Source organism: Acinetobacter portensis, from assembly GCF_009372215.1.
GTDB lineage: Bacteria > Pseudomonadota > Gammaproteobacteria > Pseudomonadales > Moraxellaceae > Acinetobacter > Acinetobacter portensis.
Map to the genome: position 1 here is coordinate 1 of NZ_LWRV01000087.1, position 26702 is coordinate 26702.

Annotated in this window: 24 protein-coding genes; 14 read left to right on the forward strand and 10 right to left on the reverse strand. The window is 38.4% G+C overall.

The window, feature by feature from the left end:
- Nucleotides 1-64 precede the first annotated feature (64 nt).
- The 4 genes from A6M14_RS10425 to hemF form a co-directional block, all read right to left on the reverse strand.
- Nucleotides 65-1888 (reverse strand): acyl-CoA dehydrogenase C-terminal domain-containing protein, encoded by a 1824-nt coding sequence (locus A6M14_RS10425; RefSeq protein ID WP_152874895.1) that lies wholly within the window; start codon nucleotides 1886-1888, stop codon nucleotides 65-67.
- A 381-nt stretch (nucleotides 1889-2269) separates the two neighbouring features.
- A complete protein-coding gene (gene aroE, locus A6M14_RS10430) occupies nucleotides 2270-3058 on the reverse strand; it encodes a shikimate dehydrogenase (protein ID WP_152874896.1) in 789 nt (262 codons plus the stop codon).
- A 124-nt stretch (nucleotides 3059-3182) separates the two neighbouring features.
- Nucleotides 3183-3389, reverse strand: coding sequence for a hypothetical protein (locus tag A6M14_RS10435; protein WP_152874898.1), 207 nt, complete (start codon nucleotides 3387-3389; stop codon nucleotides 3183-3185).
- Nucleotides 3390-3604: 215 nt separating this feature from the next.
- Nucleotides 3605-4549: an oxygen-dependent coproporphyrinogen oxidase gene (gene hemF / locus A6M14_RS10440; protein WP_152874899.1), complete on the reverse strand. Its 945-nt coding sequence runs from the start codon at nucleotides 4547-4549 to the stop codon at nucleotides 3605-3607.
- Between the two features lie 228 nt (nucleotides 4550-4777).
- Between hemF and hemN the strand changes: the two genes are divergently transcribed.
- Nucleotides 4778-6142 carry an oxygen-independent coproporphyrinogen III oxidase gene (gene hemN, locus A6M14_RS10445; protein WP_152874901.1) on the forward strand — a complete coding sequence of 455 codons (1365 nt, stop codon included), beginning with the start codon at nucleotides 4778-4780 and terminating at the stop codon, nucleotides 6140-6142.
- 93 nt (nucleotides 6143-6235) lie between these two features.
- On the opposite strand, the gene ribA is transcribed toward hemN, so the two are convergent.
- Nucleotides 6236-6838, reverse strand: a complete 603-nt coding sequence (gene ribA, locus A6M14_RS10450; RefSeq protein ID WP_163121478.1) for a GTP cyclohydrolase II — start codon at nucleotides 6836-6838, stop codon at nucleotides 6236-6238.
- A 308-nt stretch (nucleotides 6839-7146) separates the two neighbouring features.
- Between ribA and dxs the strand changes: the two genes are divergently transcribed.
- From dxs to A6M14_RS10495, 9 genes are all read left to right on the forward strand, one after another.
- Nucleotides 7147-9057 (forward strand): 1-deoxy-D-xylulose-5-phosphate synthase, encoded by a 1911-nt coding sequence (dxs, locus tag A6M14_RS10455; RefSeq protein ID WP_152874902.1) that lies wholly within the window; start codon nucleotides 7147-7149, stop codon nucleotides 9055-9057.
- A 113-nt stretch (nucleotides 9058-9170) separates the two neighbouring features.
- The gene (locus tag A6M14_RS10460) at nucleotides 9171-10001 is read left to right on the forward strand and encodes an inositol monophosphatase family protein (RefSeq protein WP_152874903.1); all 831 of its coding nucleotides are present in this window, start codon (nucleotides 9171-9173) and stop codon (nucleotides 9999-10001) included.
- Between the two features lie 184 nt (nucleotides 10002-10185).
- Entirely contained in the window at nucleotides 10186-10791 is a 606-nt protein-coding gene (locus A6M14_RS10465) for a MarC family protein (protein WP_152874905.1), read from the forward strand.
- 372 nt (nucleotides 10792-11163) lie between these two features.
- On the forward strand, nucleotides 11164-13059 hold the full coding sequence (locus A6M14_RS10470) for a DEAD/DEAH box helicase (protein WP_152874907.1): 1896 nt from the start codon (nucleotides 11164-11166) through the stop codon (nucleotides 13057-13059).
- Between the two features lie 370 nt (nucleotides 13060-13429).
- The gene (locus A6M14_RS10475; protein WP_152874909.1) at nucleotides 13430-14248 is read left to right on the forward strand and encodes an ABC transporter ATP-binding protein; all 819 of its coding nucleotides are present in this window, start codon (nucleotides 13430-13432) and stop codon (nucleotides 14246-14248) included.
- The gene (gene mlaE, locus A6M14_RS10480; protein ID WP_152874910.1) at nucleotides 14245-15024 is read left to right on the forward strand and encodes a lipid asymmetry maintenance ABC transporter permease subunit MlaE; all 780 of its coding nucleotides are present in this window, start codon (nucleotides 14245-14247) and stop codon (nucleotides 15022-15024) included. The genes A6M14_RS10475 and mlaE overlap by 4 nt, the downstream gene beginning before the upstream one ends.
- Nucleotides 15024-15704 carry an outer membrane lipid asymmetry maintenance protein MlaD gene (gene mlaD, locus A6M14_RS10485; protein WP_152874911.1) on the forward strand — a complete coding sequence of 227 codons (681 nt, stop codon included), beginning with the start codon at nucleotides 15024-15026 and terminating at the stop codon, nucleotides 15702-15704. Before mlaE ends, mlaD begins: the two co-directional genes overlap by 1 nt.
- Before the next feature lie 20 nt (nucleotides 15705-15724).
- Nucleotides 15725-16354 carry an MlaC/ttg2D family ABC transporter substrate-binding protein gene (locus A6M14_RS10490; RefSeq protein ID WP_152874912.1) on the forward strand — a complete coding sequence of 210 codons (630 nt, stop codon included), beginning with the start codon at nucleotides 15725-15727 and terminating at the stop codon, nucleotides 16352-16354.
- Between the two features lie 13 nt (nucleotides 16355-16367).
- Nucleotides 16368-16658 carry an STAS domain-containing protein gene (locus A6M14_RS10495; protein WP_188110894.1) on the forward strand — a complete coding sequence of 97 codons (291 nt, stop codon included), beginning with the start codon at nucleotides 16368-16370 and terminating at the stop codon, nucleotides 16656-16658.
- A gap of 165 nt (nucleotides 16659-16823) precedes the next feature.
- Here A6M14_RS10495 and A6M14_RS10500 read toward each other — a convergent pair whose 3' ends face one another.
- On the reverse strand, nucleotides 16824-17837 hold the full coding sequence (locus A6M14_RS10500; protein WP_152874913.1) for a magnesium and cobalt transport protein CorA: 1014 nt from the start codon (nucleotides 17835-17837) through the stop codon (nucleotides 16824-16826).
- A gap of 152 nt (nucleotides 17838-17989) precedes the next feature.
- Between A6M14_RS10500 and A6M14_RS10505 the strand changes: the two genes are divergently transcribed.
- Together A6M14_RS10505 and A6M14_RS10510 are read left to right on the forward strand one after the other, a co-directional pair.
- The gene (locus tag A6M14_RS10505; RefSeq protein WP_152874915.1) at nucleotides 17990-18589 is read left to right on the forward strand and encodes an LOG family protein; all 600 of its coding nucleotides are present in this window, start codon (nucleotides 17990-17992) and stop codon (nucleotides 18587-18589) included.
- The gene (locus A6M14_RS10510) at nucleotides 18586-18990 is read left to right on the forward strand and encodes an NUDIX hydrolase (RefSeq protein WP_152874916.1); all 405 of its coding nucleotides are present in this window, start codon (nucleotides 18586-18588) and stop codon (nucleotides 18988-18990) included. The genes A6M14_RS10505 and A6M14_RS10510 overlap by 4 nt, the downstream gene beginning before the upstream one ends.
- Nucleotides 18991-19054: 64 nt before the next feature.
- Here the strand turns inward: A6M14_RS10510 and A6M14_RS10515 are convergent, their stop codons facing one another.
- Together A6M14_RS10515 and recG are read right to left on the reverse strand one after the other, a co-directional pair.
- Nucleotides 19055-19690: a ComF family protein gene (locus A6M14_RS10515; protein ID WP_152874918.1), complete on the reverse strand. Its 636-nt coding sequence runs from the start codon at nucleotides 19688-19690 to the stop codon at nucleotides 19055-19057.
- Complete coding sequence (gene recG / locus A6M14_RS10520) at nucleotides 19677-21722, reverse strand: ATP-dependent DNA helicase RecG (protein WP_152874919.1); 2046 nt, start codon at nucleotides 21720-21722, stop codon at nucleotides 19677-19679. The genes A6M14_RS10515 and recG overlap by 14 nt, the downstream gene beginning before the upstream one ends.
- Nucleotides 21723-21754: 32 nt before the next feature.
- On the opposite strand from recG, the gene A6M14_RS10525 reads away from it, so the two are divergent.
- The gene (locus A6M14_RS10525; protein ID WP_152874921.1) at nucleotides 21755-22522 is read left to right on the forward strand and encodes an NAD(P)H-binding protein; all 768 of its coding nucleotides are present in this window, start codon (nucleotides 21755-21757) and stop codon (nucleotides 22520-22522) included.
- Nucleotides 22523-22569: 47 nt separating this feature from the next.
- On the opposite strand, the gene plsB is transcribed toward A6M14_RS10525, so the two are convergent.
- A complete protein-coding gene (gene plsB / locus A6M14_RS10530; protein WP_152874922.1) occupies nucleotides 22570-25140 on the reverse strand; it encodes a glycerol-3-phosphate 1-O-acyltransferase PlsB in 2571 nt (856 codons plus the stop codon).
- A 291-nt stretch (nucleotides 25141-25431) separates the two neighbouring features.
- On the opposite strand from plsB, the gene A6M14_RS10535 reads away from it, so the two are divergent.
- Nucleotides 25432-26304 (forward strand): acyl-CoA thioesterase, encoded by an 873-nt coding sequence (locus A6M14_RS10535; protein ID WP_152874923.1) that lies wholly within the window; start codon nucleotides 25432-25434, stop codon nucleotides 26302-26304.
- 71 nt (nucleotides 26305-26375) lie between these two features.
- Here the strand turns inward: A6M14_RS10535 and A6M14_RS14415 are convergent, their stop codons facing one another.
- On the reverse strand, nucleotides 26376-26567 hold the full coding sequence (locus tag A6M14_RS14415; protein ID WP_421706092.1) for a YHYH domain-containing protein: 192 nt from the start codon (nucleotides 26565-26567) through the stop codon (nucleotides 26376-26378).
- Nucleotides 26568-26702: the final 135 nt, after the last annotated feature.

Below are 26702 nucleotides of genomic sequence, written 5' to 3' on the forward strand. Positions count from 1 at the left end.
GTTTGTGCAACAAAGCCGTTTATAAAAAAGACCGCCTAAGCGGTCTTTTTTACAAGCTTATAAATTAATAATCGAAACTGAAATGCTCAGGTGCAAGTGAAGTCATCGTTTTAGATGGATTAATCATCGCCTCAGCATGACCTTGCGTACGTGGCAATAAACGCTCGAAGTAGAAATCTGCAACTTTAATTTTTGCTTTATAGAATTCAGGAACATCCGCGCCATTACCCGAAGCAAGCTTTTCAGATGCAACAGCAGCTTGTTGTGCCCAGAAATAAGCCATCATCACGTAACCTGAGAACATCAAGAAATCTACAGAAGCACTTGATACAACATCACGGTCTTTACGTGCAGCAAGCATTAAACGAACTGTTAAAGCATTCCATTGAGCGCAAAGTTTCGTTAAATCCCAAGCAAAACGACGCATATATTTATTCGTTGCGTGTTGACCACAGAATTTCAAAATTTCCCCTGTGTAATCACGAATGACCTTTCCTTTAGAAGACAGTAAAACTTTACGACCAATTAAGTCCAAAGCTTGAACGCCTGTTGTACCTTCATAAAGCGTAGAAATACGTGAATCACGAACAATTTGTTCCATGCCCCATTCTTTAATATAACCATGACCGCCATAAATTTGCATGCCGTGGTTCGCAGCTTCATAACCTAATTCAGTTAAGAAACCTTTTAAAATAGGTGTGTAGAAACCTAAGTGTTCATCATGTGCTTCAAATGCAGCAGTATCACTACGAAGCAAAGCATCATTCATTTTATCTGCAAGCATTGCTGCATGATAAATCATTGAACGACCGCCTTCGGCAATAGCTTTTTGAGTAAGCAACATACGACGAACATCGGCATGGTGAATAATCGCATCTGCTACTTTTTCAGGATCTTTTTTACCAGAAAGGGCACGCATAGACATACGTTCTTTTGCATAAGGTAAAGAACCTTGGAATGCTAATTCAGCATGTGCAATCCCTTGAATGGCTGTACCAATACGTGCAGTGTTCATGAAAGTGAACATGGCATGTAAGCCTCTATTCGGCTCACCAATGAGATAACCTTTCGCGCCATCAAAGTTAAGCACAGCCGTTGCAGAAGCACGAATCCCCATTTTGTGTTCTAAAGAACCACAAGTCACAGGATTACGCTCACCAATACCGCTATCTGCTGTTGGAATAAACTTAGGTACAATGAATAACGAAATACCTTTAGTACCTGCAGGCGCATCTGGAAGACGAGCAAGCACAATATGAATGATATTTTCTGTTAAATCATGCTCACCTGCAGAAATAAAGATTTTTGTACCTGAAATGGCATATGTACCGTCTGCATTAAGTTCTGCTTTGGTTTTAACTTGTCCTAAATCTGTACCGCATTGAGGTTCTGTTAAGCACATTGTGCCCGCCCAAGTCCCTGCAACTAAATGCGGTAAATAGGTATTTTTTTGTTCATCTGTACCAAATTGCATAATGGTGTTGATACAGCCAACGCTTAAACCAGGGTACATTTGGAATGACCAGTTTGCTGTACCCATCATTTCAGATTTAACTAAATTTAAAGATTGCGGTAAATTTTGACCACCAAATTCTTCAGGATAAGACAGACCTTGCCATCCACCTTGTACAAATTGGTCATACGCTTCTTTAAAGCCTTTCGGTGTTTTAACTTCACCATTTTCAAAGTGGCAACCTTCTTCATCGCCAGATTGATTTAAAGGAGATAGAACATTTTCACAAAAATCTGCAGCACCTTCCAAAATCATATCTACAGTTTCGGAATCTGCATATTCACCGTTAGAAAGTGTTTGGTAATGTGACGTAAAGTCAAAAACTTCGTTCATTAAAAAACGAATATCATGCAAGGGAGCTTTATACGCTGGCATATGTTTAATCCTAATATATAAATTGTTTTGGATTATCTAAGTCGATGTTTTGATTATTCACATCTACCGTAAAATTACATTGATGTTTAGAGCTATTAAAAATGTCATAAAAGCGAATTTTGTAGAGTAGATGTCATTGTGAATTATCGAGATCTACCATATGAAGTATTGATGATTTAATCCAATATAGCATGATAGAAAGCAGATTAAATAGTGAATTGGTCTGTTTTATATTAGGATTTTTACAGCTAAATGTCGTATTTTTTGTAATGAATAAAATTGGGCTGTATGGTCAAAAAAATAAAATTTAAAGATATTCAAAAATCGCAATTTGAAACAATAAAAGAACCACTTTGGTTCTTTTATTGATGAAAAATGATTTCAAATAAAATCTTTTAAATTGGGTTTTACACCATTCCAAATTGAAAAAGATTCAATCGCTTGTCCCACAAGCATACCAAAGCCTTCAGAAGTGGGTATACCACGTTCTTTCGCTTGATCTAAAAATGATGATGGTTTGCCATATGCCATTTCATAAGCATGTTTAAATTGAAGTGCTTCGGGCAACACTAAAACATCACCACTTAAACTTGCAGAAGTTGCATTAATGGCAATATCAAAATGACCTGCTAATTCATTTAAAGCAATGGCTTGAAGTTGCGCTTCAGGAACAGCATCTTTTAAGTCTGCAACCAATTGTTCTGCGCGTGCTAAAGTACGGTTCGCAATGACAATTTTTTTAACACCCGCTTTTACAAGTGGATAAATCACGCCACGTGTTGCACCGCCTGCGCCAAGAATTAAAATTTCAGTATTTTCTAAATTCCAATCGAGTGCATGAATGGCATCGACCAAACCTTGACCATCGGTATTGTCTCCATGAAGTTTGCCATCTTCTATCCATAATGTATTGACTGCTTTGGCAATTGTGGCACGTTCCGTTAGTACAACACATTGAGCAAATGCTTGCTCTTTAAATGGCACGGTCACATTCATGCCTATGCCACCATTAGCAAAGAATTCTTGGATATTGGCTTCAAAGCCATCAATTGGGGCAAGGCGTTTAGAATATTGAAGTGAAATTCCAGTTTTTTCTGCAAAGGCTTTATGCAGTTCAGGAGAGCGTGATTGTTCAATTGGGTTGCCAATTACCGCAAATTGTTTGCTCATTGCGCATGATCCTTGTGCTGAAATGGCAATTAATATACGTTAAAAATGAGTAGTGCTCAAAGTCGGAAAATAAATAGATCTTATATTTTTTCTTTATATCTGAAGTTGATGGTCTTTTTTTTGTTTATGGATTGCAAATATCTAAGATCATTTCAAAGATCGTAATGACTGCGGTAAAAAACAATGAAATACCTGCAATAACACTTACAGTAATCGACAAACCATCAGATAGATTGTTTTCATATATAAACGTAATGCTCATTGAGCAAAGTAATAAAGTAAAAATTGCGATAAAAATAAATAATTTTTTATTCAGAGTATTCATCATCATTGTAGTCCTTGCTTGCCTTAGATGTAATGTGCCATCCAAGTGTTGCAATAAGATGAATAGCGATAGAGTGAAGTGCTCTAACAAAATGTATTAAATCGTACTTTATGCCATGGGGATAGTTAAAAGATGTATGTAAATATATTGCTATGTAAGTTGCAGTCTTTTTCTTATAAAAAAAGCCATCGAATTGATGGCTTTTTTTATTTATTAAACTGTTATTTTTTTAGCTCAGTTAGCCAGTTTTGAGGTTTAAGATAATAATCAGTTAAGCGTTTTTCAGCAGAGTTTTCATTCCATTCTGGACGATATGACCAACCCGCAAGTGGTGGCATACTCACTAAAATAGATTCAATACGTCCACCTGTTTGTAAGCCAAACAAAGTACCACGGTCATAAACCAAGTTATATTCGACATAGCGACCACGACGGTACAATTGGAAGTCGCGTTGAGCAGGGCTATATGGTTTATCTTGGTTACGTTCAAAAATTGGCACAATCGCTTCTAAATAACCGTTTCCTACAGCTTGTATATAGTTAAAGCAAGTTTCGAAATCCCATTGATTCAAATCATCAAAGAACAAACCACCCACGCCACGTTGTTCATCACGATGTTTTAAATAAAAATAATCATCACACCATTTTTTATGTTCTTCATAAATTGCATCGCCAAAAGGTGCACACAAATCATGTGCTGTTTGATGCCAAGATAAAACATCTTCATCATTTGGATAAAAAGGCGTTAAATCGAAACCACCACCAAACCACCAAATAGGATCTTGTCCTTCTTTTTCAGCCACAAATAAACGAACGTTGGCATGTGAAGTTGGAATATTTGGATTTTTAGGATGAATCACGAGTGAAACACCCATTGCCTGTGCTTTTGCACCTGCAATATTCGGATGGCGCTCTGTTGCAGAAGCAGGAAGTTTTGAAATATTGATGTGAGAGAACATCACACCGCCTTTTTCAATCACTGTCCCATCTTGTAAAACGCGTGAACGACCACCGCCACCTTCAGGACGTTCCCATTCATCAATGATAAATTCTGCTGAACCACCGCCAATTTTTTCTTGTTGTTCTAAACGGGCACAAATACGTGCTTGTAAGTCTGTTAAATAATCACGAACACGTTGAATATCAGCTGAAGTAGGATTCTGCATCACGACCATCATAGGGAGTTATTAATGGTTTACATCAAAACATAAATTGGCTGAAATTTTAAGGGGTTTTTCTCGATGTTCATCATCGGTGGTTTAAAAAGCCTTATAATTATTAAGGGATTTGTGATGGGTTGTTGAAATATTTGATGAAGCCCATCACAATGGAATAAATTGCGGTATAAATAACTTGAGTTGTGGTCACAACGTAGCCGAAAAAAGTGGGTAAATATGGGTATTTCTTTAGTTCAAAAATATAATGTTCCTGGACCACGTTATACCAGTTATCCAACGGTACCGTATTGGGATAACAGTACTTTTTCTCTTGAACTTTGGAAGCAAAGTTTAAAAAAATCTTTCGATGAATCGAATCAATCGGAAGGCATAAGCCTTTATATTCACTTACCATTTTGTGAAAGCCTATGTACATTTTGTGGTTGCCATAAACGTGTCACAAAACGGCATGAAGTAGAGCAGCCTTATATAAAAGCGGTATTAAAAGAGTGGGATTTATACTGTGAATTATTGGGTGATAAACCTATTGTTAAAGAAATTCACTTGGGTGGGGGGACACCAACATTCTTTTCCGCTGAGCATATTCAAGAGCTTATTCAAGGTATTTTAGATAAATCTGAAATTGCAGATGTGCATGAATTTAGCTTTGAAGGACATCCAAATAACACCACGAAAGAACATCTACAAACTTTATATGACTTAGGTTTTAGACGCGTTAGCTATGGTGTTCAAGACTATAACGAAAATGTGCAAAAGGCGATTCATCGTATTCAACCTTTTGAAAATGTCGAGCGCGTAACGCAGTGGGCGCGTGATATTGGTTATGAATCTATTTCACATGATTTAGTTTTTGGTTTGCCATTTCAAAACTTAGACGATGTTTTAAATACCATCGATCAAACCAACAAATTAACGCCAGATCGTTTGGCATTTTATAGCTACGCGCATGTGCCTTGGATTAAAGGCAATGGGCAACGTGGTTTTAAAGATGCAGATGTGCCTAAAGATGATTTAAAGCGTCAATGCTATGAAGAAGGCAAAAAGAAACTGCTTGAAAATGGCTATTACGAAATTGGAATGGATCATTTTGCTTTGGAAAAAGATGGCATGTATCAATCTTTCCAAGAAGGCTTATTACATCGTAATTTTATGGGTTATACCGCATCTAAAACACAGTTGATGATTGGCTTGGGCGTATCTTCAATTGCAGACAGTTGGTACAGCTTTGCGCAAAATGAAAAAGTTTTAGAAGATTATTATGCGCGACTTGAAAACAACGAAATTCCAGTTTTTCGTGGACATGTTTTAAGTGCTGAAGACTTAATTATTCGAAAACATATTTTGAATTTAATGTGCAGATTTAAAACGTCTTGGGCAGATCCTCATCTGTATTTCCCAGAGATTTATGATGCTGTTGATCAACTGAAAGAAATGCACAAAGATGGTTTATTGGAATTTGGTGATCATGAAATTTCAATTACGGAAAAAGGAAAACCATTTGTCCGTAATATTTGCATGGCATTCGATTTACGTATGAAGCGAAAAGCGCCAAATACACAAATTTTCTCAATGACGATCTAATCCCTCCTTTGCGGAGCAATGCTCCTTATCCTTTTAAAAGAAGGAAAGCCTCCCTCCTTTAGTAAAGGAGGGTTAGGGAGGATTTGTATAAATTTAAAAATCGTCCTTCTGATACATATGCGACATACGATCATGTTTGGTTTTTAAATATTCTTCGTTATAAGGATTAAGACCAACGGTTAAAGACACACGATCAACCACATTAATCCCTTGATCTTTTAAAGCCTGAATTTTAAGTGGATTATTTGTGATCAATTGAACTTCTTTAATTTTTAAATGATCGAGCATGATATTGCACATATCATAACGTCGCGCATCGGCAGGTAAATTCAACATTAGGTTGGCATCGACGGTGTCATGACCTTGGTCTTGAAGAGCGTAAGCACGAATTTTGTTGGTTAAACCAATACCACGACCTTCCTGACGAAGGTATAAAATTACGCCTTTTCCTGCTTCGCTAATCAGCTTTTGAGTGGCTTGTAATTGAGGTCCACAATCGCATTTTAAAGAAGCGAAAGCATCGCCAGTCAAGCATTCTGAGTGAATTCGTACCAATACTGGACCCGTGGGCGGAGTATCCAAACCTGTAGATAGCGCAACATGCTCTTCACCTGTTTGAGGATCTTGAAAAACCGTAATTTTAAATTCACCGAAAGCGGTTGGAAGTTTAGAAGTCGCAACAAATTCTATAGGCACAGCTTAACCTGTTAAATCGTTTAATAATTGAATAAAGTATAGCGTAATGCTCAGACATTAGTAGAAAAGCTCATAATAATTATGTATAAGATTTTCTTTTTTGTATAAACAAGACAATAATAGTTGATAATTAGTAGAGTTATTCAGGATAATCTACGCACCAAATACGCGCCAAACTGAAAATCATAGCTCAAAACTACATCGCTAGAAGTGTTGTTGATTGAAGGTGATACCATTCGATTATATGATCGATAAATTCCCATTGACCTAGCTTAGTATTTGCCAGGCTTTAGAAGGCTTTGCCATATATGTTGTATACCGAAATACCAACTCTTCGCCCTGTAACACCGTTGCTTGATGGCATAGATCATCCACAGCAATTACGTTTACTCGAGCAAAGCCAATTAGAAAAGTTGGCGGATGAGTTACGTCAGTACATTTTGTACTCGGCAGGTCAAAGTGGCGGTCACTTTGGTGCAAACCTAGGTGTAATTGAGCTTACAGTTGCTTTGCATTATTGCTTCAATACGCCTAAAGATCGCCTAGTGTGGGATGTTGGTCATCAAGCCTACCCACATAAAGTGCTTACAGGCCGCCGTGAAGAATTAAGTACAATTCGTTCTAAAGATGGTTTAGCAGCATTTCCTGCACGTGAAGAATCTGTTTTCGATACTTTTGGTGTTGGACATTCATCTACTGCGATTTCTGCAGGCTTAGGCATGTCTTTAGCACGTCGTTACCAAAAAGACCCTTGTGATGTGGTTGCTATTATTGGTGATGGTGCAATGACGGCAGGTATGGCGTTTGAAGCCATGAATGATGCAGTTGCTCATAATGCAGATTTAATGGTTGTTTTAAATGACAACGATATGTCTATTTCATGCAGTACAGGCGGATTTGCAAAACATTTAGCTGCAATCTGGGAACGTGGCGAATCTGTAAATATTTCAGAAGATGGCGAAGCATATGTTCAGTCACACCCTGAATGGACATACAACTCACGCTTACACGCATCTGCAACAGATGCGGCAGATAATTTATTTAAAGCCATTGGTTTTGACTACTTTGGTCCTTTTGATGGACATGATGTCAATCAATTGGTTCACGTTTTCAATGCATTAAAGAAGCGTAAAGGTCCACGTTTAATTCATATTTATACCGTGAAAGGTAAAGGTTTTGCGCCAGCAGAATCAGATCAAATTAAATATCACGCAATTTCTAAATTGAATGCTCAAGCATCTACAACAAAAATTCCAAAATATTCAGATGTATTTGGTCAATGGTTGTGTGATGAAGCAAAGCAAGATGAACGCTTACTTGCAATCACACCTGCAATGTGTGAAGGCTCGGGGATGGTTCAATTTGCCAAAGAATTTCCTGAACGTTTCTTTGACGTTGCTATTGCAGAACAACATGCGGTGACTTTAGCTGCAGGTATGGCTTGTGAAGGCCTGAAACCAGTTGTAGCAATTTATTCAACATTCTTACAACGTGGCTATGATCAGCTTATTCATGATGTTGCCTTACAGAATTTAGATGTAACTTTTGGAATAGACCGTGCAGGTTTAGTGGGTGAAGACGGCCCAACACATGCAGGTGCATACGATTATGCATTTATGCGTACCATTCCAAATATCGTAATTATGGCGCCTAAAGATGAAAACGAATGTCGCCAAATGTTGCACACTGCATATCAACATAAAGGTCCTGCGGCTGTTCGTTATCCACGAGGTACAGGCGTAGGTGTGGCTATTCAAGAACAAATGACAGCTTTAGAAATTGGTAAGGCTGAAGTTGTTGCTAAATTCAATGAACAATACGATGAATATGTTTCAGTTTTAGCATTTGGTAGTCGTGTTCAATCTGCAATTGAGGCGGCTCAAGCCCTTGCTCAAAAACTTGAAATGGCAGTTCGTGTTGTGAATATGCGTTTTGTTAAACCACTCGATGAACAAACTATTTCATCTATTGCAGAAAGCACAGCATTGTTTGTGACTGTTGAAGAACATGCAATTATGGGCGGAGCAGGCAGTGCAGTGAATGAATATCTAGCAAAAGCAGGTATTGTGAAGCCAATTTTAAACTTAGGTTTAGATGATAGCTTCATGCATCAAGCTGCACATGAACAAATGTTAGAGCAAGCAGGATTAGATGCAAAAGGCATACAAGCTTCTATTCATCAGGCTTTGCTTCGACTCACAAATGCTGTTTCTTTGTAGTATTTAAAATTTAACAACATTTTTTCAACATAAAAGCGCTTATATTTGCTAAGATATAGGCGCTTTTATGCATTATTCTTTATCAGTATCTTCAAATTTGTAGTGGGTGTTCAATGGAACCTATGGTGGTTATGGCTGCGCGTGCGGCTCAATTAGTTGGTCAAGAGCTTTTAAAAGCGCATCAAAATCGTCATAAACTCGATCTACAAGTCGAAGAAAAAGGGATTGATGGTCCTGTAACGCGTGTAGACCGTTACTTGGAACAGTTGGCTATCGATACTCTACGTAAAAGCTATAAAACTCACAGCTTCCTTGGTGAAGAGTTTGGTTATCAAGAAGGTAAAGGTCAAGACGCTGAATGGTGTTGGGTGATCGATCCTCTTGATGGCACATTAAACTTCATTAACGGTGTCCCTCATTTCTGTATTTCTATCGCAGTTCAACATAAAGGTGTAACTCAACACGGTGTTATTTATGACCCTGTGAAAGATGAGTTGTTCTCTGCAAGCCGCGGTCGTGGCGCTATGTTGAATCAACGCCGTATTCGCGTAAATGTAAAAGATAGCTTAAACAACACATTCTTATCTGTTGGTCATGCATTCCGTAAAGTTCGTAATGGTGAAGTTGTTTCTTACGCGAAAAATCATTTCGATGCATTGTTAAATGTAACTGAATCTGGCGCTCAATTCCGTCGTACGGGTTCTGCTGCATTAGATCTTGCATATGTAGCTGCTGGTCGTTTTGATGGTTATTTTGAACTTGGCTTGAAGCCTTGGGATATTGCAGCGGGCGAATTAATCGTTAAAGAAGCTGGTGGTACTGTAGTCGATGCACGTGGTGGTAGCGAATCTATGGAAAATGGTCAAGTACTTGCTTGTTCTATGAAAATGCTTAAACCGCTTATGAAGGCAGTTGTTCCTGCTTGGGGCGACGCTGCTAAGTAATAGAACTTAGATCTAAAGTTTATGAAATTTTAAAAAGCCCTCTCAATGAGGGCTTTTTATTGTTTAGAGTTTATGCATTTTGTATCAACGGCTTTAAGCTCAAAGAAAAGATGATTAGAATCAAAAAATATTGAAAAACAAAATAACGTCTGCACGATGTTGATATCGTAAAAAGGAATTTAAATTGGCTGACTATATTCATTCATTTGCACTTTTTTTCACATTGCTTAATCCATTTATGATGAGTATTTATATGCTTGGACTCATCAAAAATTTAAGTGCACCTGTTTTTAATAAGGCTCTTATACAGGGTTCGCTTATTTCCTTTGTTGTGTTTGTGCTTTTTGCATGGGGCGGTGAGGCAATTTTTTCTGAATATCTTCAAGTGCGGTTTGAGGCCTTTCAAATTTTTGGTGGCATCATCTTTTTAGTTATTGGTTATCGTTTTGTGTTTGAAGGTGCAGATACCATTGGTGATATACGTGGTGGTAATGCTGCAGGCATGATTGCAATGCCATTTATGATTGGACCAGGAACAGTCAGTGCATCGGTGATTACAGGCTCGAAAATATCAGTTTTAGGTTCGGCAGGCGTAATTGGTTTGACCTTGGTTGTCAGCTGTAGCTTATTAATTCTTATGAAATTTGCACACGATAATTTAAAAGTAAAACATGCAGATTATGTAGATCGCTATGTCGATATTGTTGGACGTATTGCTGCACTTTTAGTTGGAACCATTGCAATTGATATGATTATTAATGGTGTTGTGGGTTTAATTATAGACTTTTGAAAATAAAAAATTGTTCTTTATCAGGTAAATTCATCGATTAAATCAGCTGATCTGAATAAAAAAGGTGACATTTAAAAAAAAACTGCTATACTCCGCCAACGCACTTAAATTTCCGTTCTTTACCTGAACATTATCTTCTAATCATTGTATGCGCGTGCTGTCCATAGAGAGGACATATCCTTCGCGCCCCAATCGCTTAAGCGATTCTTCAGGTTTGCGGCCGTAATCATATACGTGCGTTATATCCACATCGACGTTACTCGGATCGCTGCTGAATCATATATTTTCAGCTCTAATTGCTGTACCGCTTTTTGCCGATGTCCATAATTGTTATTTATTTAATGGAGCACCCACTTTAGGGTGAAACTCTCTATGAGCAAAACTTTTGCTGATTTTTCCCTTGACGAGTCGTTAACACAGGCTCTTGAAGGTCTAGGCTTTACTTCGCCAACTCCTGTACAAGAACAGGCAATTCCAGCGGCACTAGAAGGTAAAGACCTTTTAGTATCAAGCCAAACTGGTTCTGGTAAAACTGCTGCATTCTTACTTCCTACGCTAAACGCATTAGCAAACGAAGATGCACTTGTACCATTTAAAGACCGCATGAAAGCGGTTACTCAACCAAACATCTTGGTAATTTCACCTACACGTGAATTGGCACAACAAGTATGCCAAGACGCGATTGCACTTGTACGTCACATGAAAGGTGTTCGTATTGCTGCAATTATGGGTGGTATGCCTTTTGGTAAACAAATCCAACAGTTAAAAGGTGCACAAGTGGTTGTAGCGACTCCAGGTCGTCTACTTGACTTAGTAAACCGTCGTCAAATCAAACTTGATAAAGTTGATGCTTTAATCGTTGATGAAGCAGACCGTATGCTTGATCTAGGTTTCTCAGAAGACTTAGAAGCAATTGGTGAATTGGCTGCAAACCGTAAGCAAACTTTAATGTTCTCTGCGACTTTTGCACCACGTATCATTACACTTGCTGAACGCATGATGAATGATCCAATGCGTATCTCGATTGAAACTGGCCACTCTACAAATACTGATATTACTCAGACTTTGCATTGGACTGACGGTTTTGAGCACAAGAAAAAATTATTAACTCACTGGTTAAGCGCTGAAGACGTTGATCAAGCAGTTGTATTTGCGTCAACTCAAGAAGACACAGATATGTTGGCTGAAGAACTTGCTGAAGCAGGTTTATCAGTTGTAGCACTTCATGGTGCTATGCCACAAACTGTTCGTAACCGTCGTTTACGTAGCATCCGTGAAGGTCGTGCTAAGATTTTAGTTGCAACTGACGTTGCTGCTCGTGGTCTTGACGTACCAACAATTTCACACGTAATTAACTTTGGTCTTCCAATGAAGAACGAAGACTATGTTCACCGTATTGGTCGTACTGGCCGTGCTGGTCGTACTGGTAAAGCAATTACGCTTGCAACTTACCGTGAACGTGGCAAGATTCGTGCATTAGAAGACTTCCTTGAAGCTCGTCTAAACGTATCTGAAATTGAAGGTCTTGAGCCGTCTCCACCTCCTGCACGTGGTAGTCGTGATGGTGGCGGTCGTGGTCGTGATGGCGGTCGTGGCGGTCGTGATGGTCGTGGTCGTGGCGGTTTTGGCGGTCGTGATGGCGGTGGTCGTGCGCGTTTTGAAGGCGAAAGCAACTTTAAACGTCGTGAAGGCGGTGATGATCGTCCACGTCGTGAAGGTGGTTTCGGTGATCGTCCACAACGTTCATTTGATGATCGTCCAAAACGTGATTTCGGTGATCGTCCAGCTCCACGTCGTGAAGGCGGTTTTGGTGATCGTCCACCACGTCGCGAAGGTGGTTTCGGTGATCGTCCACAACGTTCATTTGATGACCGTCCAAAACGCGATTTCGGTGATCGTCCAGCGCCACGTCGTGAAGGTGGTTTCGGTGATCGTCCTCGTTCTAACGATGACAACCGTGGTAACCGTGTAGATTACAAACCTCGTGAAGGTGGTTTCGGTGATCGTCCAAAACGTGATTTTGGTGATCGTCCAGCTCCACGTCGTGAAGGCGGTTTCGGTGATCGTCCAAAACGTGATTTTGGTGATCGTCCAGCTCCACGTCGTGAAGGTGGTTTCGGTGATCGTCCACAACGTTCATTTGATGATCGTCCAAAACGTACTTTTGGTGGTGAAGACCGTCCACGTCGTAGTTTCGATGACAAACCTCGTGGCGAACGTCCGTCATTTGGTGGCGAAGATCGCCCACGTCGTAAATTTAACGACTAAGAAAATCTTTAGTTGAAAAAAAGCCGATGTTCATACATCGGCTTTTTTTTGTTGTGAATTTGCATTAAAAATTAATTATTGTATAATAAATCACATAATATTTATTTTTTGATAACAATGAAGAATAATCTAATAGACAAAACACAAACTAAGCATATGAGTGAGCTAGTTATGCCATTTGTAGGTTTCGTACTCGTCTTTTGTAATCTGCTTTTTTATCTATATACTAATTTTTCGTAATCTACTATTTTGAATATACATTATTACAAGTATTAAATTTATATAAGAGCAATTTAATAGAGAGGTAACAATTTTATCTCTAATCATTTATATTATATGCGCTGAAATATTTATTCAGGAAAGCTCGGCTATGAATAATCAACAACCCCCAGAAGCTCAATCACTAATTGAGGTGAAAAATTTGAGCTTTAAACGAGGGGAGCGTGTTATTTACGATAATATTAATATGCACATCCGCCGAGGTCAAATCACCGCAATTATGGGGCCTTCTGGTACAGGTAAAACAACGTTATTGCGTTTAATTGGTGGTCAGCTAACACCAGATTCTGGTGAAATATTATTAGATAATAAAAATATTGCAAATATGTCTCGCCAAGAGTTATTTGCTGCGCGCGCACGTATGGGGATGCTTTTTCAAAGTGGAGCATTATTTACTGATATGACAGTTTATGAAAATGTTGCGTTCCCAATTCGTGCACATACCAAACTATCTGAGCATTTAATTGCTGAACTTGTCGCGCTTAAACTGGAGTCTGTTGGTTTGCGCGGTGCAGAAAAGATGATGCCAGCTGAATTATCTGGCGGTATGAATAGACGTGTTGCTTTAGCGCGTGCAATTGCTTTAGACCCTGAACTTATTATGTACGATGAACCCTTTGCAGGACAAGATCCCATTGTTATGGGGGTTCTGACTCGGTTGATTCGTTCGCTACGAGAAGCTCTGGACTTAACAACAATTATTGTGTCGCATGATGTTGCTGAGACATTATCGATTGCAGACTATATTTACGTCGTTGCTGAAGGTAAAGTGCAAGGTGAGGGAACACCCGAACAATTAAAAGTTCATCCATCACCATTTGTACAGCAGTTTTTAACAGGTTCTGTTGAAGGACCGGTAGATTATCAATTTAGTCATCAAGCGTATTTAAGCAATGAGGTTGGTTCATGAATGCTATTGCCTTATTAGGTAGACGCGTTATTGAACGTGTTCGCGGCATTGGCGTTGCAACGCTTATGCTTTTGCAGATTTTGACATCGTTACCCACATGGCAAGGTATCAAGCTTTTTATCTACCAAATGTACCGTGTTGGTGTGATGTCTTTGCTGATTATTGTGGTTTCAGGCTTGTTTATTGGTGCCGTTCTTGGTCTGCAGATGTACAGTATATTGGTGACTTTTGGTAGTGAAGCGATGCTTGGTACGGCTGTTGCTTTAACATTATTAAGAGAGTTAGCACCTGTAGTTGCAGCGTTACTTTTTGCGGGTCGAGCAGGTTCTGCATTGACTGCGGAAATTGGTCTAATGAAAGCGACAGAACAGCTTTCTAGTATGGAAATGATTGGTGTTGATCCATTAAAACGTGTGATTTCACCACGCTTATGGGCAGGTATTTTTAGTTTACCTATGCTTTCTGTGATTTTTGCTGCTGTGGGTATTATGGGCGGTAAAATGGTTGGTGTGGACTTCTTAGGTGCCGATGAAGGCTCTTATTGGAGTGGAATGGAAAGCAGTGTTCAGTTCTATAAAGATGTCTTTAACGGCACTATTATTAAAAGTTTTGTATTTGCATTAATTTGTACATGGATTGCGGTATATCAAGGCTATGCTTGTGAGCCAACATCTGAAGGTATTGCAACTTCAACAACACGTACAGTGGTGTATTCATCACTTTGCGTTTTAGGTTTTGATTTCGTGTTGACTGCGGTCATGTTCGGAGGTATTTAATGAAATCACGTACTAGTGAGCTGGCAGTCGGCATATTCGTCATTCTTTTTGGTATTGCACTATTTTTCTTGGCAATGCGTGTGAGTGGTTTGGTTGGCACAAATATTAGTGACAGCTATGAAATGTCAGCAACATTTGACAATGTAAATGGTATTAAACCACGTGCAAAAGTTGCTTTAAGTGGCGTGAAAGTGGGGCAGGTAGATTCAGTTACCCTAGATCCTGTAACTCGTCTTGCAACAGTACATATGACTTTGGATGGAACGCTAACATCATTCAATGACAAGCAACTTGCACAAGTGCAAAAAGAAGCATTGGAAGAATTACGTTACAGTTCAGATTATGAAGCAGCATCTGCAACACAACAAAAAGACATGGAAAAGCAACTCATTGCTAACATGAAATCCATCACAAATATTGATGAAGATGCGTATATTATGGTGGCAACAAATGGTCTTTTGGGTGAGAAATATCTCAAAATTGTACCAGGTGGCGGCTTAAGTTATTTAAAACGTGGTGATCAGATTTCAAATACCCAAAGTACAATGGAAATTGAAGATTTAATTTCTAAGTTTGTAACGGGTGGTGCTGGTGAAAGCAAGGCTAAGGAAGATGATAAAGCGAGTTCTGCGAAAACATCTTCTGATACAACTGATGCAGAACCATCATTTGTTGAATAAATAATATTTGGAGCACATAAATGAATACTTTATTAAAACAGACATTAACAGTCAGCATTCTTTCTACAATGATTGCAAGCACAGCTTTTGCTGCTCCTGCTGAAGCACCTCCTGCATTTGTGAAAAAAGTAGCTGATGGTTTAATTTCACGCTTAAAAGCAGACAATGCTAAGTTGAAAACAAACCCAGCTTTGGCAAAAACAATTGTTCGTCAAAATTTAGATCCGTATATCGATTCTCAAGCATTTACTCGAATTGTGATGGGTACTTATGCGACTAATCAAAATAGTTCTGCTGCACAGCGTGCTCAGTTTGAAAAGAATTTCCGTGAAACTTTAATTGAAAATTATGGTTCAGCATTTGCAAAATTCTCAAATCAAACTTATACCTTGCGTCCTTATAAAGATACAGGCAGCAAAAATCCTGTTGTAACGATTGATTTCAATAATAAGGGTGAAAAAATTCCAGTATCTTTCCAATTGGTAGATAAAGGAACTCAATGGAAAGTGCGTAATATCAACGTATCTGGTATCGACTTAGGTTTACAATTCCGTAATCAATTTGCCGCGACAGTGAAACGTAATGGCGGAAACTTAGATAAAGCAATTGCGAACTTTAAACCAGATGCAGAAGCTGCTGTAAATAAATAATTATAGGTGATCAGTGATTGAATACATCAATCAGCAGTTAGTGGTATCGGGTAAAATCGATTACGACAATGCTGAAGAATATTATCAAGAAGGTTTGGCGATCCTCCAGACTCAGATTCAACTACTTGTGGTGGTTGATTTGTCTCAACTAGAGCATGGTAGTACTTTAGCTTTGGCAGTATTGGTGCGTTTATTGCGTCATACACCTGAGGCAAAAGGCTTACAGTTTAAATCTGTACCGCCAAAAATGATGAATATTATTCAGGCTTGTCACTTAGAAAGTGATCTGCAATTACTGAGTTAAACCCTAAAATAAAAAAGCACCGAAAGGTGCTTTTTTTTATTTCACTGGAAGTACTTTGTGAATTTCCCTCTCCTGTTAGGAGAGGGCTAGGGAGAGGTTTTGTTGCCCTCTCTCTAACTCTCTCCCAGAGGGAGAGAGAATTTCAATAGGTGGAAATGGGTGCTTTCAAATCCATTTTTTCCAGCGGAAATAAATCATGGGGCCAATAAAGAATGCTAACAAAATGGCACTTACCATGACAAAACTTGTTGTACCATGAGCAAAAGGAAGAACATCGGTATTCATACCATAAACACTTGCAACGAGCATAGGTGGTGCAAGCATACTTGGTAAAATAGAGAATCGACGGATCGTGTCATTCTGTTCGGTATTAATGAATCCAGACGTTGTATCAAGTAAGAATCGAACTTTTTGGAATAGGAAAGCATCATGTTCGACAAGTGAGCGAACATCTTCACTTAACTCTCGGATATCTGCATCGTATATATGACTGCCTAATGCACGAGGACGTGCTAAAAAGGTCAGTACACGACGTAAATCAATTAAACAGAGTTGTGCTTTTCCAAGCGTATCTTCTAATTGAGCAAGTCGAGTAATCATGTCATCTAAATCTAAGATTTGTTCACGATGACGGTTGTTCAAAACTTCTGTGGAGTATTTTTCTAAGTCTTTGTGGATATCTTCTAAAATATCCGCAAGCTCATCGAGTTTTGCTTCTAATAAGCCTAAAAGTACCCAAGTTGGGTCTTTGTAATCAATTTCATAATCATTACGACGTGCTCGTGCTCGGAATGCACGAAAGGCAACGAGCTTTTCACCACGTAATGTAAATAAGCGATCTTTATGAAGAATAAAGGCAACGGTTTGGACCATTGAAAGAATACTTGAGTTTTCTTCAGGTTCACCATCAAGTTGGAAGTTTTTATTTTTCGTTAAAAAATATGTGCTGATATGTAAAATACCGTCGTCATCACGGTAGAATCGAGCAGAAGATGAAATGTCTTCTAAAGATTTGAGGGTTGGAAGATTTTGATCGTAAGCATCGAGCACCCATTGTTGTTCTTCTTGAGATGGTGCAATGAGATCGATCCAGACCAAGTCTTGATGTAAGTCAAAACCGCCATTGATTGTGGCGTCTGCTAAACTACCGCGCTCGGTCGGGTAAAAGGCTTCGAGCATTCGTCTTTTCTCCTTTGCGCAGTATCCATATTCGTAATGCGTGTATTTTAGACAAGGTTTAGATTAAAAGCACTGTTCATATCGTTATTTTATTTAAAAAAATGAGCTGAACGTTATTTAATTGTATTTCAACACGATAACATGGTGAAAAAATGACAAATTCTATTGCTGTTTTTTGTGGTTCGGCTTTTGGTACAGATGAAATTTTTACTCAAACAGCACAAGAATTTGGTAAAGCAATTGCTCAACAAGGCAAAACTTTGGTGTATGGCGGTGGTCGTTCAGGCTTGATGGGTGTTGTGGCTGATAGTGCATTGCAGGCAGGTGGAAAGGTCGTTGGTGTTATTCCTGAAGTGCTTGTGAATAAAGAGTTGGCGCATCCAAATTTAACAGAGCTTCATGTTGTAAAAGATATGCATGAGCGTAAAACAAAAATGTCCGAGCTTTCTGATGCTTTTATTGCAATGCCGGGTGGTTCTGGAACATTAGAAGAAATTTTTGAACAATGGACTTGGGCGCAGTTGGGTATTCATTTAAAACCTTGTGCATTTTTGAACGTCGATGGTTTTTATGATGATTTAATTAAATTCATTGAAGTAACAACAACTAAAGGTTTTACTCATTCTCGTTTTAATGATTCATTAATTTCATCTTCTTCAGTTGAAGAAATTTTAAGTCAAATTGAAACATTTGTAGCACCTGAACCGAAATGGGGAATGGTTGAACGTCCGAAAGAAGTGAAAAAAGCATGAAAGTAATTACGGTTGCTGCGGCAATTATTTTAAATGAGCAACAGCAACTTTTAGTGGTGCGTAAAAAAAATACCGAATTTTTTATGCAAGTGGGTGGAAAGCTGGAACGGAATGAACAACCTGAAGTGACGATGCTTCGTGAAATTCATGAAGAAATTGGTTGTGAAGCACAAATAGAAAGTTTTGTAGGTCGATTTGAAACGATGGCGGCTAATGAACCTGATCATCAATTGATTAGTTATATGTATCACGTTTCGTTACACGAGCAACCGCACGTTGAAGCTGAAATTGCAGAAATGAAGTGGATTGATATCGATGATCAAGATACTTTGCTTGCGCCATTAACGCTTGAAGTGGCAATTCCTTGGGTGAAGAAATACTTATCTGAAGTTATGGTTTAAGTTTCATTCGTTTATTAAAAAAGGAAAGATAGAATCTTTCCTTTTTTATTTTAGGGGGTGAACTTTAATTATCTGCATATGCTAAACAAGCGGCATAAATTTTTTGACAGCCTAGTTCTTCTAATTTTAGTTTTAAGGCGTGAATTGAACTACCTGTAGTGACAACATCATCTAGAATTAATACACGACGATATTGGATTTTTGAGCTGTGGTTAATTTCAAATTGTTCATCAATATTTTCAAGTCGTTCTAAGCGGTTTAAGCCTTTTTGTGAATGTTGATGTGAGCGTGAAATGGGTTGCCAAACAGGAATATTTAAATCTTGAGCAAGTGTGTTTGCTAGAACTAAGGTTTGATTAAAGCCACGTTCAATCAAGCGCTCATTTGAAATAGGCATAGGCACTATGGCTTGTATTTTAGGAAAGCGCAGTTCTTTTAAAATACCTGAAAGTAGCGTTTGATAATGCAGTTGTTGTTCATATTTAAACTTTTGAATGATTCGATCGATTGGGTAAGCGTAATGGCAAGCCACTGAAATATCCATTTCTTGGCGTTGAACCGTTTGCTTATACCAAGGCAAACTATCCCAACATTCAGCACAAACAGAATATTTCACTTGAGCATCGACACCACACAGTTGGCAATGTGTAAATGAGCGCATTAATGCTGAAGTATAGTGTAGAAGATTAAACATAGGCATACCTTGGTGCTTCAGGTAACCATCGTTTTAATAAAGCATCTGCATGACTTGGGTAATCTTTTAAAATTTGTTGTGCGACATAATGCGCCTGACTCAGAAGATGGTCATCACGTTCTAATTTAGCAACACGAAAACCCATATCTCCCGTTTGTTTGGTACCTAACAATTCACCTGGTCCACGAATCTCTAAATCTTTTTCTGCAATTAAAAAGCCATTATTGGTTTCACGCATTATGCGTAAACGTTCTTGTCCATTTTGTGATAATGGATTCTTGTAAAGCAGGGCGCAGAAACTGGCTTTCGCACCTCGACCAACACGACCTCGTAATTGGTGAAGCTGTGAAAGTCCTAAACGTTCTGCATTTTCAATGACCATAATCGACGCATTTGGAACATCTACACCCACTTCAATAACTGTCGTGGCAATGAGGAGTTGAAGTTCATTGTCCTTGAACTGCTGCATGACTGCTTGTTTATCATCGGCTTTCATTTTGCCGTGAACCAAGCCCACTTTTAAGTGTGGAAAACGTTCACGTATTTCTTGATAGCTTGCTTCGGCAGCTTGAGCATCTAAAGTTTCAGATTGTTCCACAAGGGTACAAACCCAATAGGCTTGTTTGTCTTCTGCACAATTTGTCGCAATTCGATTTAAAACTTCTTCACGACGGTCAAGCGGAATAGTGACGGTTTGAATAGGTGTACGACCTGGAGGAAGTTCATCAATAACAGAGGTGTCTAAATCACCATAAGCAGACATTGCAAGCGTACGTGGAATCGGTGTGGCAGTCATAACAAGCTGATGTGGAGTCATTCCATCTAAGCCCTTATTGCGTAAAGCAAGGCGTTGATCTACACCAAAACGATGTTGCTCATCAATAATTACTAAACCAAGTTTGGCAAATTCAACATTTTCTTGAAATAGTGCATGTGTTCCGACAATTAACTGTGCTGAACCATCTTGAATGGTTTTTTCTGCTACTGCACGAGCTTTACCTTTTTGTTTGCCTGAAAGCCAAGATACAGACAAACCTAAAGGCTCAAACCATTTTTTGAAATTCAAATAGTGTTGTTCTGCCAAAATTTCTGTGGGTGCCATCAGTGCAACTTGCCAACCTTCTTCAAGTGCGTGACATGCCGCTACACCTGCAACTAAAGTTTTACCTGCACCTACATCACCCTGAACCAACCGAAGCATGGGTTTATTGAGTTTTAAGTCATCTGCAATTTCTTTAGAAACACGTTTTTGTGCGCCTGTCATTTCAAAAGGTAAGGCACTTAATAATGCTTTTGCGTACTTTTTACTTGGTGAAAACGAAGGGGCTTCAATTTGTTGAATATAGGCACGTCGTGTTAATAAGCTAACTTGATGTGCGACCAATTCTTCAAAAATTAAACGTTGCTGCGCAGGATGTGAACCTTGCGCGAGTTGAATCATATTGGCATCTACAGGTGGATGATGAATATAATTCAATGCTTCTTTTAAAGCATATCCATTGGTGAATTTTTTAGGCAGTAATTCGGGTAAATCATCGCTATGTTGTTGCAGTGCCTGCTTTACATATTCACGTAGTTTAGATTGTGTTAAGCCTTCTGTACTTGGATAAATTGCAGTGAGTTGTGTTTTGGGTAAAGCGGTATCTTCACTAATGACCTGAATTTCAGGGTGATAAAGCTCTAAACCGCGAGCGCCTACACGAACCTCGCCAAATATTCTTAAACGATTTCCAAGCTTTGCTCGATCTGTAATGCCTTTATAAATATGATAAAAACGTAAAGTAACTTTACCAAAATCATCATCGAGTAAAACCGCCATAGATTTGCGTTTTCCCGGTGGAAAATCGACACCTTTGACAATACCTTCAAGCAAATAGCTTCTGCCTACATCCAATTGGTTCATAGGAATGATCGTGCTACGATCTTCATAGTCACGTGGAAGATGAAACAGTAAATCATCTGTATTAAAGATATTTAGCTTTTCTAGTAAAGCGGCAGAGGCATTTCCTACGCCTTGCAATTGGTGGACTGCGGCCATGTCCTCTCAACTCAGTATGTGATTGGTGCTAAATGCATATTTTATTTATAGGTTATGGTAAAACATCTCAGCGCGTTGCTAAACAACTATTTGCGCTGGATCATCAAATTACCACAATTAGTTCAAGTCCGAAAACAGATGAATACGCAACGCATCTTATTCAAGATATTCATCGTCTTAATTTAAGTCAAATTTCACCTATCGATTGTGTTTATATTTTATTGTCGCCTAAGCAAAGCAATGTTGATGGCTATAGGGAAGCATATTTAAATTCTGCTCAATTGATTATTTCAGCGCTGAAAGATCATCCGATAAAACGCATAATTGTTGTTTCTTCTACGCGGGTTTATGGTGAGAATGCAGGGCAGGGAGTTGATGATGAGTCGCCAATTAATCCATGTGATGAGCAAGGGCAAGTTTTGGCAGAGATGGAGCAAGTGTATTTAAAGGCTTTTTCTGAAAAATGCACCATTATTCGCCCAACAGGCATTTATGATGGTTTATCTAAACGCATGATTGGTCTTGCTGAAAATACAAAAACGTACCCCAATATTCATTGGTCGAACCGAATTCATGTTAATGATTTAGCCAGTTTTTTAGCGCATGTGCTTCACGTGGAACACTTTGAGAAGTCTTATATTGTTTCAGATAATGTACCTGAACCACTGCATGAAAGGATTTTAAAAATTCAAAAAGAAATGAATTTGCCTGAATTGGTTTTAGAAAATGAAAAACAAACAGGCAAAAGGATTCTTGCGAAAAGAATGGTGGAAAGTGAATTTCAATTGAAACACGATTAATTTGTTCTATTAAAAAAGCCTCTCACTGGAGAGGCTTTTTTTTTTGCTTATTTTTTCTTACGCTTTTGGCGTTTCTTCGCTTGCTGAGCAGCTAATGCATCTAGTGCTTCTTTTAATTCTTCATCTGTAAATGAAGTAATGTGATGAAGCATTTGCAAAGTAACATCATCTAAAACAAGATTTGCATATTGAGTGACATTTTTAAATTGTTCATCAAAGACAATAGCGTTGTTTTCGTTGGTGCTAATATAACCTTTTTGCGTAAGCACTTTAATAAAGCTTTGGAATAGCGCTTTATCGAAAAATTCAGGTGAGTTGAATTCATAAAGTACAGATAAACGCTGACCTACTAAATGGCTGAGTTCTTCAACTTGGCGTGTAGAAATATTGCCTGAACCACGTTGCGTAATTAAAGATAAAGTCATGTAGTAGCGTTCAAGACTTTGCATAACAGGCGTTGCAAGAACAACAAGCTGATTATGATCTTCAGTATTTGGTGCAGGAGAAATTAGATTTCCATCTGCATCTTTGCTAATGAGTTTTGCATTCAATAAAGCATCAATATACGCTTCAGTTGGCGCTTGAATTTCGTCTTCATTCCACTTTAAGAACAATTCAGCTTTTAAGAATGGATATAAAGTTTTGATGACATTGCATAAATCTTTCGGTGCAATAGAACCATTATGATTGACTAGTGCTGCAATTAAAGATGGTAAAACAAAGGCATGTAAAATGTTATTACGGAAGTAAGTTAGCAATACGCCTTGACCTTCTTCAATCGCAATAATATCGCCTAAAACATGATTGACTCGTTTAATTAGTTTGAGTTTTAAACCATAAGCAATAATTTCTTTGCCTGATAATGGCGTCACTTGAATGCGTTCATCATAAGGTAGTGATGCAAGCAAATTACGGTAAGTATCAATTTGTTTTACACAAATTTCTTCATCTAAAGTGTGTTTTGGCGTAGCAAGCAGAATAAGAGAAAGTAATGAAACAGGGTTAATCACCGCGGCACGGTTAATGTTTTCTAAAATTGCATTTGCAGAGCTATTTACAGCTTGTGAAACTTCATCTGGAATAGCATCATCATTTTTAGTGACCGTGACATTCTCTGCATGATGTTGCTTTAGCATGTCATCTAAGAAAACAGGCTCGCCAAAGTTCACATGAACCTTACCAAACACTTTCTCAATTTTACGTAGGGTTTTAATAATCCCCATAATTGATTCAGACTCTTTAGCCTTACCATTCATTTCACCAACGTAAGTTGAACCTTCCATTAAGCGTTCATAGCCAATATAAGTTGGAATAAATACGATAGGTTTAGAGCGACCACGTAAATGACTGTGAACCGTCATAGCCAACATGCCTGTTTTAGGCGGTAAGATGCGACCTGTGCGTGAACGACCACCTTCAATGAAATATTCAAGTGGTGTATTGCGTGACAAAATGCTATACAAATATTCTTTAAATACGGTGGTGTACAAACCATTTCCACGGAATGAACGACGAATAAAGAATGCGCCACCACCACGTAAAATTTGACCTACAAAAGGCATGTTTAAATTATCGCCTGCAGCAATGTAAGGCACCATCAAACCACGTTGATAAATCACATAAGAAAGCAATAAATAGTCGATGTGGCTACGGTGACATGGCGTATAAATAATTTCGTAGTCTTTGGCTAATTCACGAACCGTACTAAAGTTGTGAACATCTACACCATCATAAAGCTGTGTCCAAAGGCGAGTCAGTGCCATAAATGCAAAACGCACCGTTGAGTGTGAATAATCAGATACGATTTCGTTTAAACACCCTACAGCGCGACGTTCTGCTTCAAGCAAACTAATTTTGCTACGAATACTTTCACGACGAATAGCATCTTGAACATCGGGAGATTTGATCAATGAATGCATGACATTGCGACGGTCTGATAAGTCAGGTCCTAAAACAATTTCACGTTGATTATCTAGGTAGTTATTTAAGGTATTTAAAATATATGTTGCAGGTGAAATATTTGGATGGGTTACTTTCGCAAATTCAATAAGCTTACGTAGTGATTGTGGCTCATGGAATTCTAAGTAAGATTGACGACCATGCATCCCAATATTTACAAGCTGTTTTACAGTTCCTGGTGTAGACCAAGTATCTGTCATTAACAGTTTTAGCAATGAATCTTCTTTATCGGGTGAACGTCCCCAAAGTAGGGTCACAGGCACAAGATCAACATCTGCATCTGGATATTTTTCTAGTAACTCAACCAAGCTAAGTAAGCGTGGAGGGAGCTTATGTGCAGATGGATTTAAAATATTATTTTCATCTGAATGTTGTAAGAAAAGGACAGAGACTTTTTCTTCATGATCTTTAATAATAAGCGGGTCTAATGCAGGTGCTAATTTTAAGCGACGTGTTTCGCCATCAACCACTAAAGCATTGCTGCGAGAATGGTTTTGTAAAACATAACAAACCACTTTAGGTTTGTTCGAGGCATCACCTTGTTTTTCTGCAGTTTGGGTTGCTACAGGAACTTCACCAAGAACTTGTGGCGTTACCACGAGGTCAAGTAGCTTGCTAGAAAGCTTGCGATAAATTTGACCGAAACCACTCTTGGACATAAGAACTCCTACTTAAATGACCGTTATTACAGAGATATTTTTTTAAGGGCTGTTATTTTGAATATATCTATTCAAAAACAATATGCCATTTTCTAACAATATTCGTAAGTACGGGTAATTTTACAGTTAAAAAGCATACTTTTAGAAGATGTATTCAAAAAATCATATGACAAGCGAGTCAGTAAAACTTTATTGCTTTGCTTGGTTTTATGGCAAAATAGCCTTCTTTTTTAGTTGTCACACACAATTAAAGCCTCATTTCATTGTGATCATATCGATATAGGTTGCCCCATGAATACGTTAACTCAGGAATTGGTTGATTTACTTAGCCTTGAAAAACTTGAAGAAAATATCTTCCGTGGACAAAGCCGAAATTTGGTAGGCAAGCGTGTCTTTGGTGGGCAAGTTTTAGGTCAGGCATTACGTGCTGCTTCATACACAACAGATCGTCCTGCACATTCATTACATGCGTATTTCTTATTTGGTGGCGATGTAAACGCCCCAATCATTTATGCGGTTGATCGTATTCGTGATGGGCGCAGTTTTGTCAGCCGTCAAGTACGTGCAATTCAGCATGGTAAAACCATTTTCATGTGTATGGTTTCATTTGCAGAACAAGAAGAAGGCTTGAATTATCAAACGACAGAGCCTGAATATCCTGCGCCTGAAACTTTAAAAACTGAAGCAGAATTAAAAACTCAAATTGTGGAATTTGTGCCTGAAAATGTACGCGCAAGTTTTATGCGTGATCGTCATGTCGAGCTTCGCCCTGTGATGCCAATTAATCCTTTCGCACCACAGCCTGAAGCACCAAACTATGCACATTACATTCGTACGCATGACAAAATTATCGCAGATGTGGATGAAACTTCGTTACATCAAGCGATTGCTGCATTCTATTCAGATTTTACTTTAATGACGACAGCACTTCGTCCGCATGGTTTAAGTTATCTTTCTCCAAGTTTACAATGTGCGAGCATTGACCATGCGATGTATTTTCATAAGCCATTCCGTGTAGATGAGTTTATGCTTTACGACATGGATGCAACCATTAGCGCAAGTTCGCGTGGTTTGAATTTTGGTCGAATGTGGCAAAATGGTCAGTTGGTCTGTAGTACAACACAAGAAGGCTTAATTCGTTTGCGTGAAATTGAATCGCTATAAATTTAAGTTTTCAATATTTCAAAAGCCGAATCATTATTCGGCTTTTTTATTTTTAAGATTCACTTGAAGATTTAGTGGCAATGGTATGTGCCATTTTTATGATTATTATGACAACCTTCAGAATTTGTTCGACCTGAATGTGCAAATACAACATTCGTGATTATGGTTACGACGATAAATAGAATAATTTTTTGCATAAAGCCCCCTAAAGAAAAAATATAAAATTTAATTATAATCATATATTTATTATTTTTGGTTGGCATGTTTTACTAGAAATTCATTCTTTGTATTTGGTTTAGATTTAAAAATGAAGAATAAGCATATGACAAAATAATTCTCGATTCTAAAAAGCGTGCATGGCATATTGTGGGTCAAATTAATTAACCTGAGTTCGATGA

Coding starts and splice junctions, on each gene's coding strand:
- A6M14_RS10425 (WP_152874895.1), bottom strand. CDS start 1,888: ATGCCAGCGTATAAAGCTCCCTTGCATGATATTCGTTTTTTAATGAAC.
- aroE (WP_152874896.1), bottom strand. CDS start 3,058: ATGAGCAAACAATTTGCGGTAATTGGCAACCCAATTGAACAATCACGC.
- A6M14_RS10435 (WP_152874898.1), bottom strand. CDS start 3,389: ATGATGATGAATACTCTGAATAAAAAATTATTTATTTTTATCGCAATT.
- hemF (WP_152874899.1), bottom strand. CDS start 4,549: ATGCAGAATCCTACTTCAGCTGATATTCAACGTGTTCGTGATTATTTA.
- hemN (WP_152874901.1), top strand. CDS start 4,778: ATGGGTATTTCTTTAGTTCAAAAATATAATGTTCCTGGACCACGTTAT.
- dxs (WP_152874902.1), top strand. CDS start 7,147: ATGTTGTATACCGAAATACCAACTCTTCGCCCTGTAACACCGTTGCTT.
- A6M14_RS10460 (WP_152874903.1), top strand. CDS start 9,171: ATGGAACCTATGGTGGTTATGGCTGCGCGTGCGGCTCAATTAGTTGGT.
- A6M14_RS10470 (WP_152874907.1), top strand. CDS start 11,164: ATGAGCAAAACTTTTGCTGATTTTTCCCTTGACGAGTCGTTAACACAG.
- A6M14_RS10475 (WP_152874909.1), top strand. CDS start 13,430: ATGAATAATCAACAACCCCCAGAAGCTCAATCACTAATTGAGGTGAAA.
- mlaE (WP_152874910.1), top strand. CDS start 14,245: ATGAATGCTATTGCCTTATTAGGTAGACGCGTTATTGAACGTGTTCGC.
- mlaD (WP_152874911.1), top strand. CDS start 15,024: ATGAAATCACGTACTAGTGAGCTGGCAGTCGGCATATTCGTCATTCTT.
- A6M14_RS10490 (WP_152874912.1), top strand. CDS start 15,725: ATGAATACTTTATTAAAACAGACATTAACAGTCAGCATTCTTTCTACA.
- A6M14_RS10500 (WP_152874913.1), bottom strand. CDS start 17,837: ATGCTCGAAGCCTTTTACCCGACCGAGCGCGGTAGTTTAGCAGACGCC.
- A6M14_RS10505 (WP_152874915.1), top strand. CDS start 17,990: ATGACAAATTCTATTGCTGTTTTTTGTGGTTCGGCTTTTGGTACAGAT.
- A6M14_RS10510 (WP_152874916.1), top strand. CDS start 18,586: ATGAAAGTAATTACGGTTGCTGCGGCAATTATTTTAAATGAGCAACAG.
- A6M14_RS10515 (WP_152874918.1), bottom strand. CDS start 19,690: ATGCCTATGTTTAATCTTCTACACTATACTTCAGCATTAATGCGCTCA.
- recG (WP_152874919.1), bottom strand. CDS start 21,722: ATGGCCGCAGTCCACCAATTGCAAGGCGTAGGAAATGCCTCTGCCGCT.
- A6M14_RS10525 (WP_152874921.1), top strand. CDS start 21,755: ATGCATATTTTATTTATAGGTTATGGTAAAACATCTCAGCGCGTTGCT.
- plsB (WP_152874922.1), bottom strand. CDS start 25,140: ATGTCCAAGAGTGGTTTCGGTCAAATTTATCGCAAGCTTTCTAGCAAG.
- A6M14_RS10535 (WP_152874923.1), top strand. CDS start 25,432: ATGAATACGTTAACTCAGGAATTGGTTGATTTACTTAGCCTTGAAAAA.
- A6M14_RS14415 (WP_421706092.1), bottom strand. CDS start 26,567: ATGCCAACCAAAAATAATAAATATATGATTATAATTAAATTTTATATT.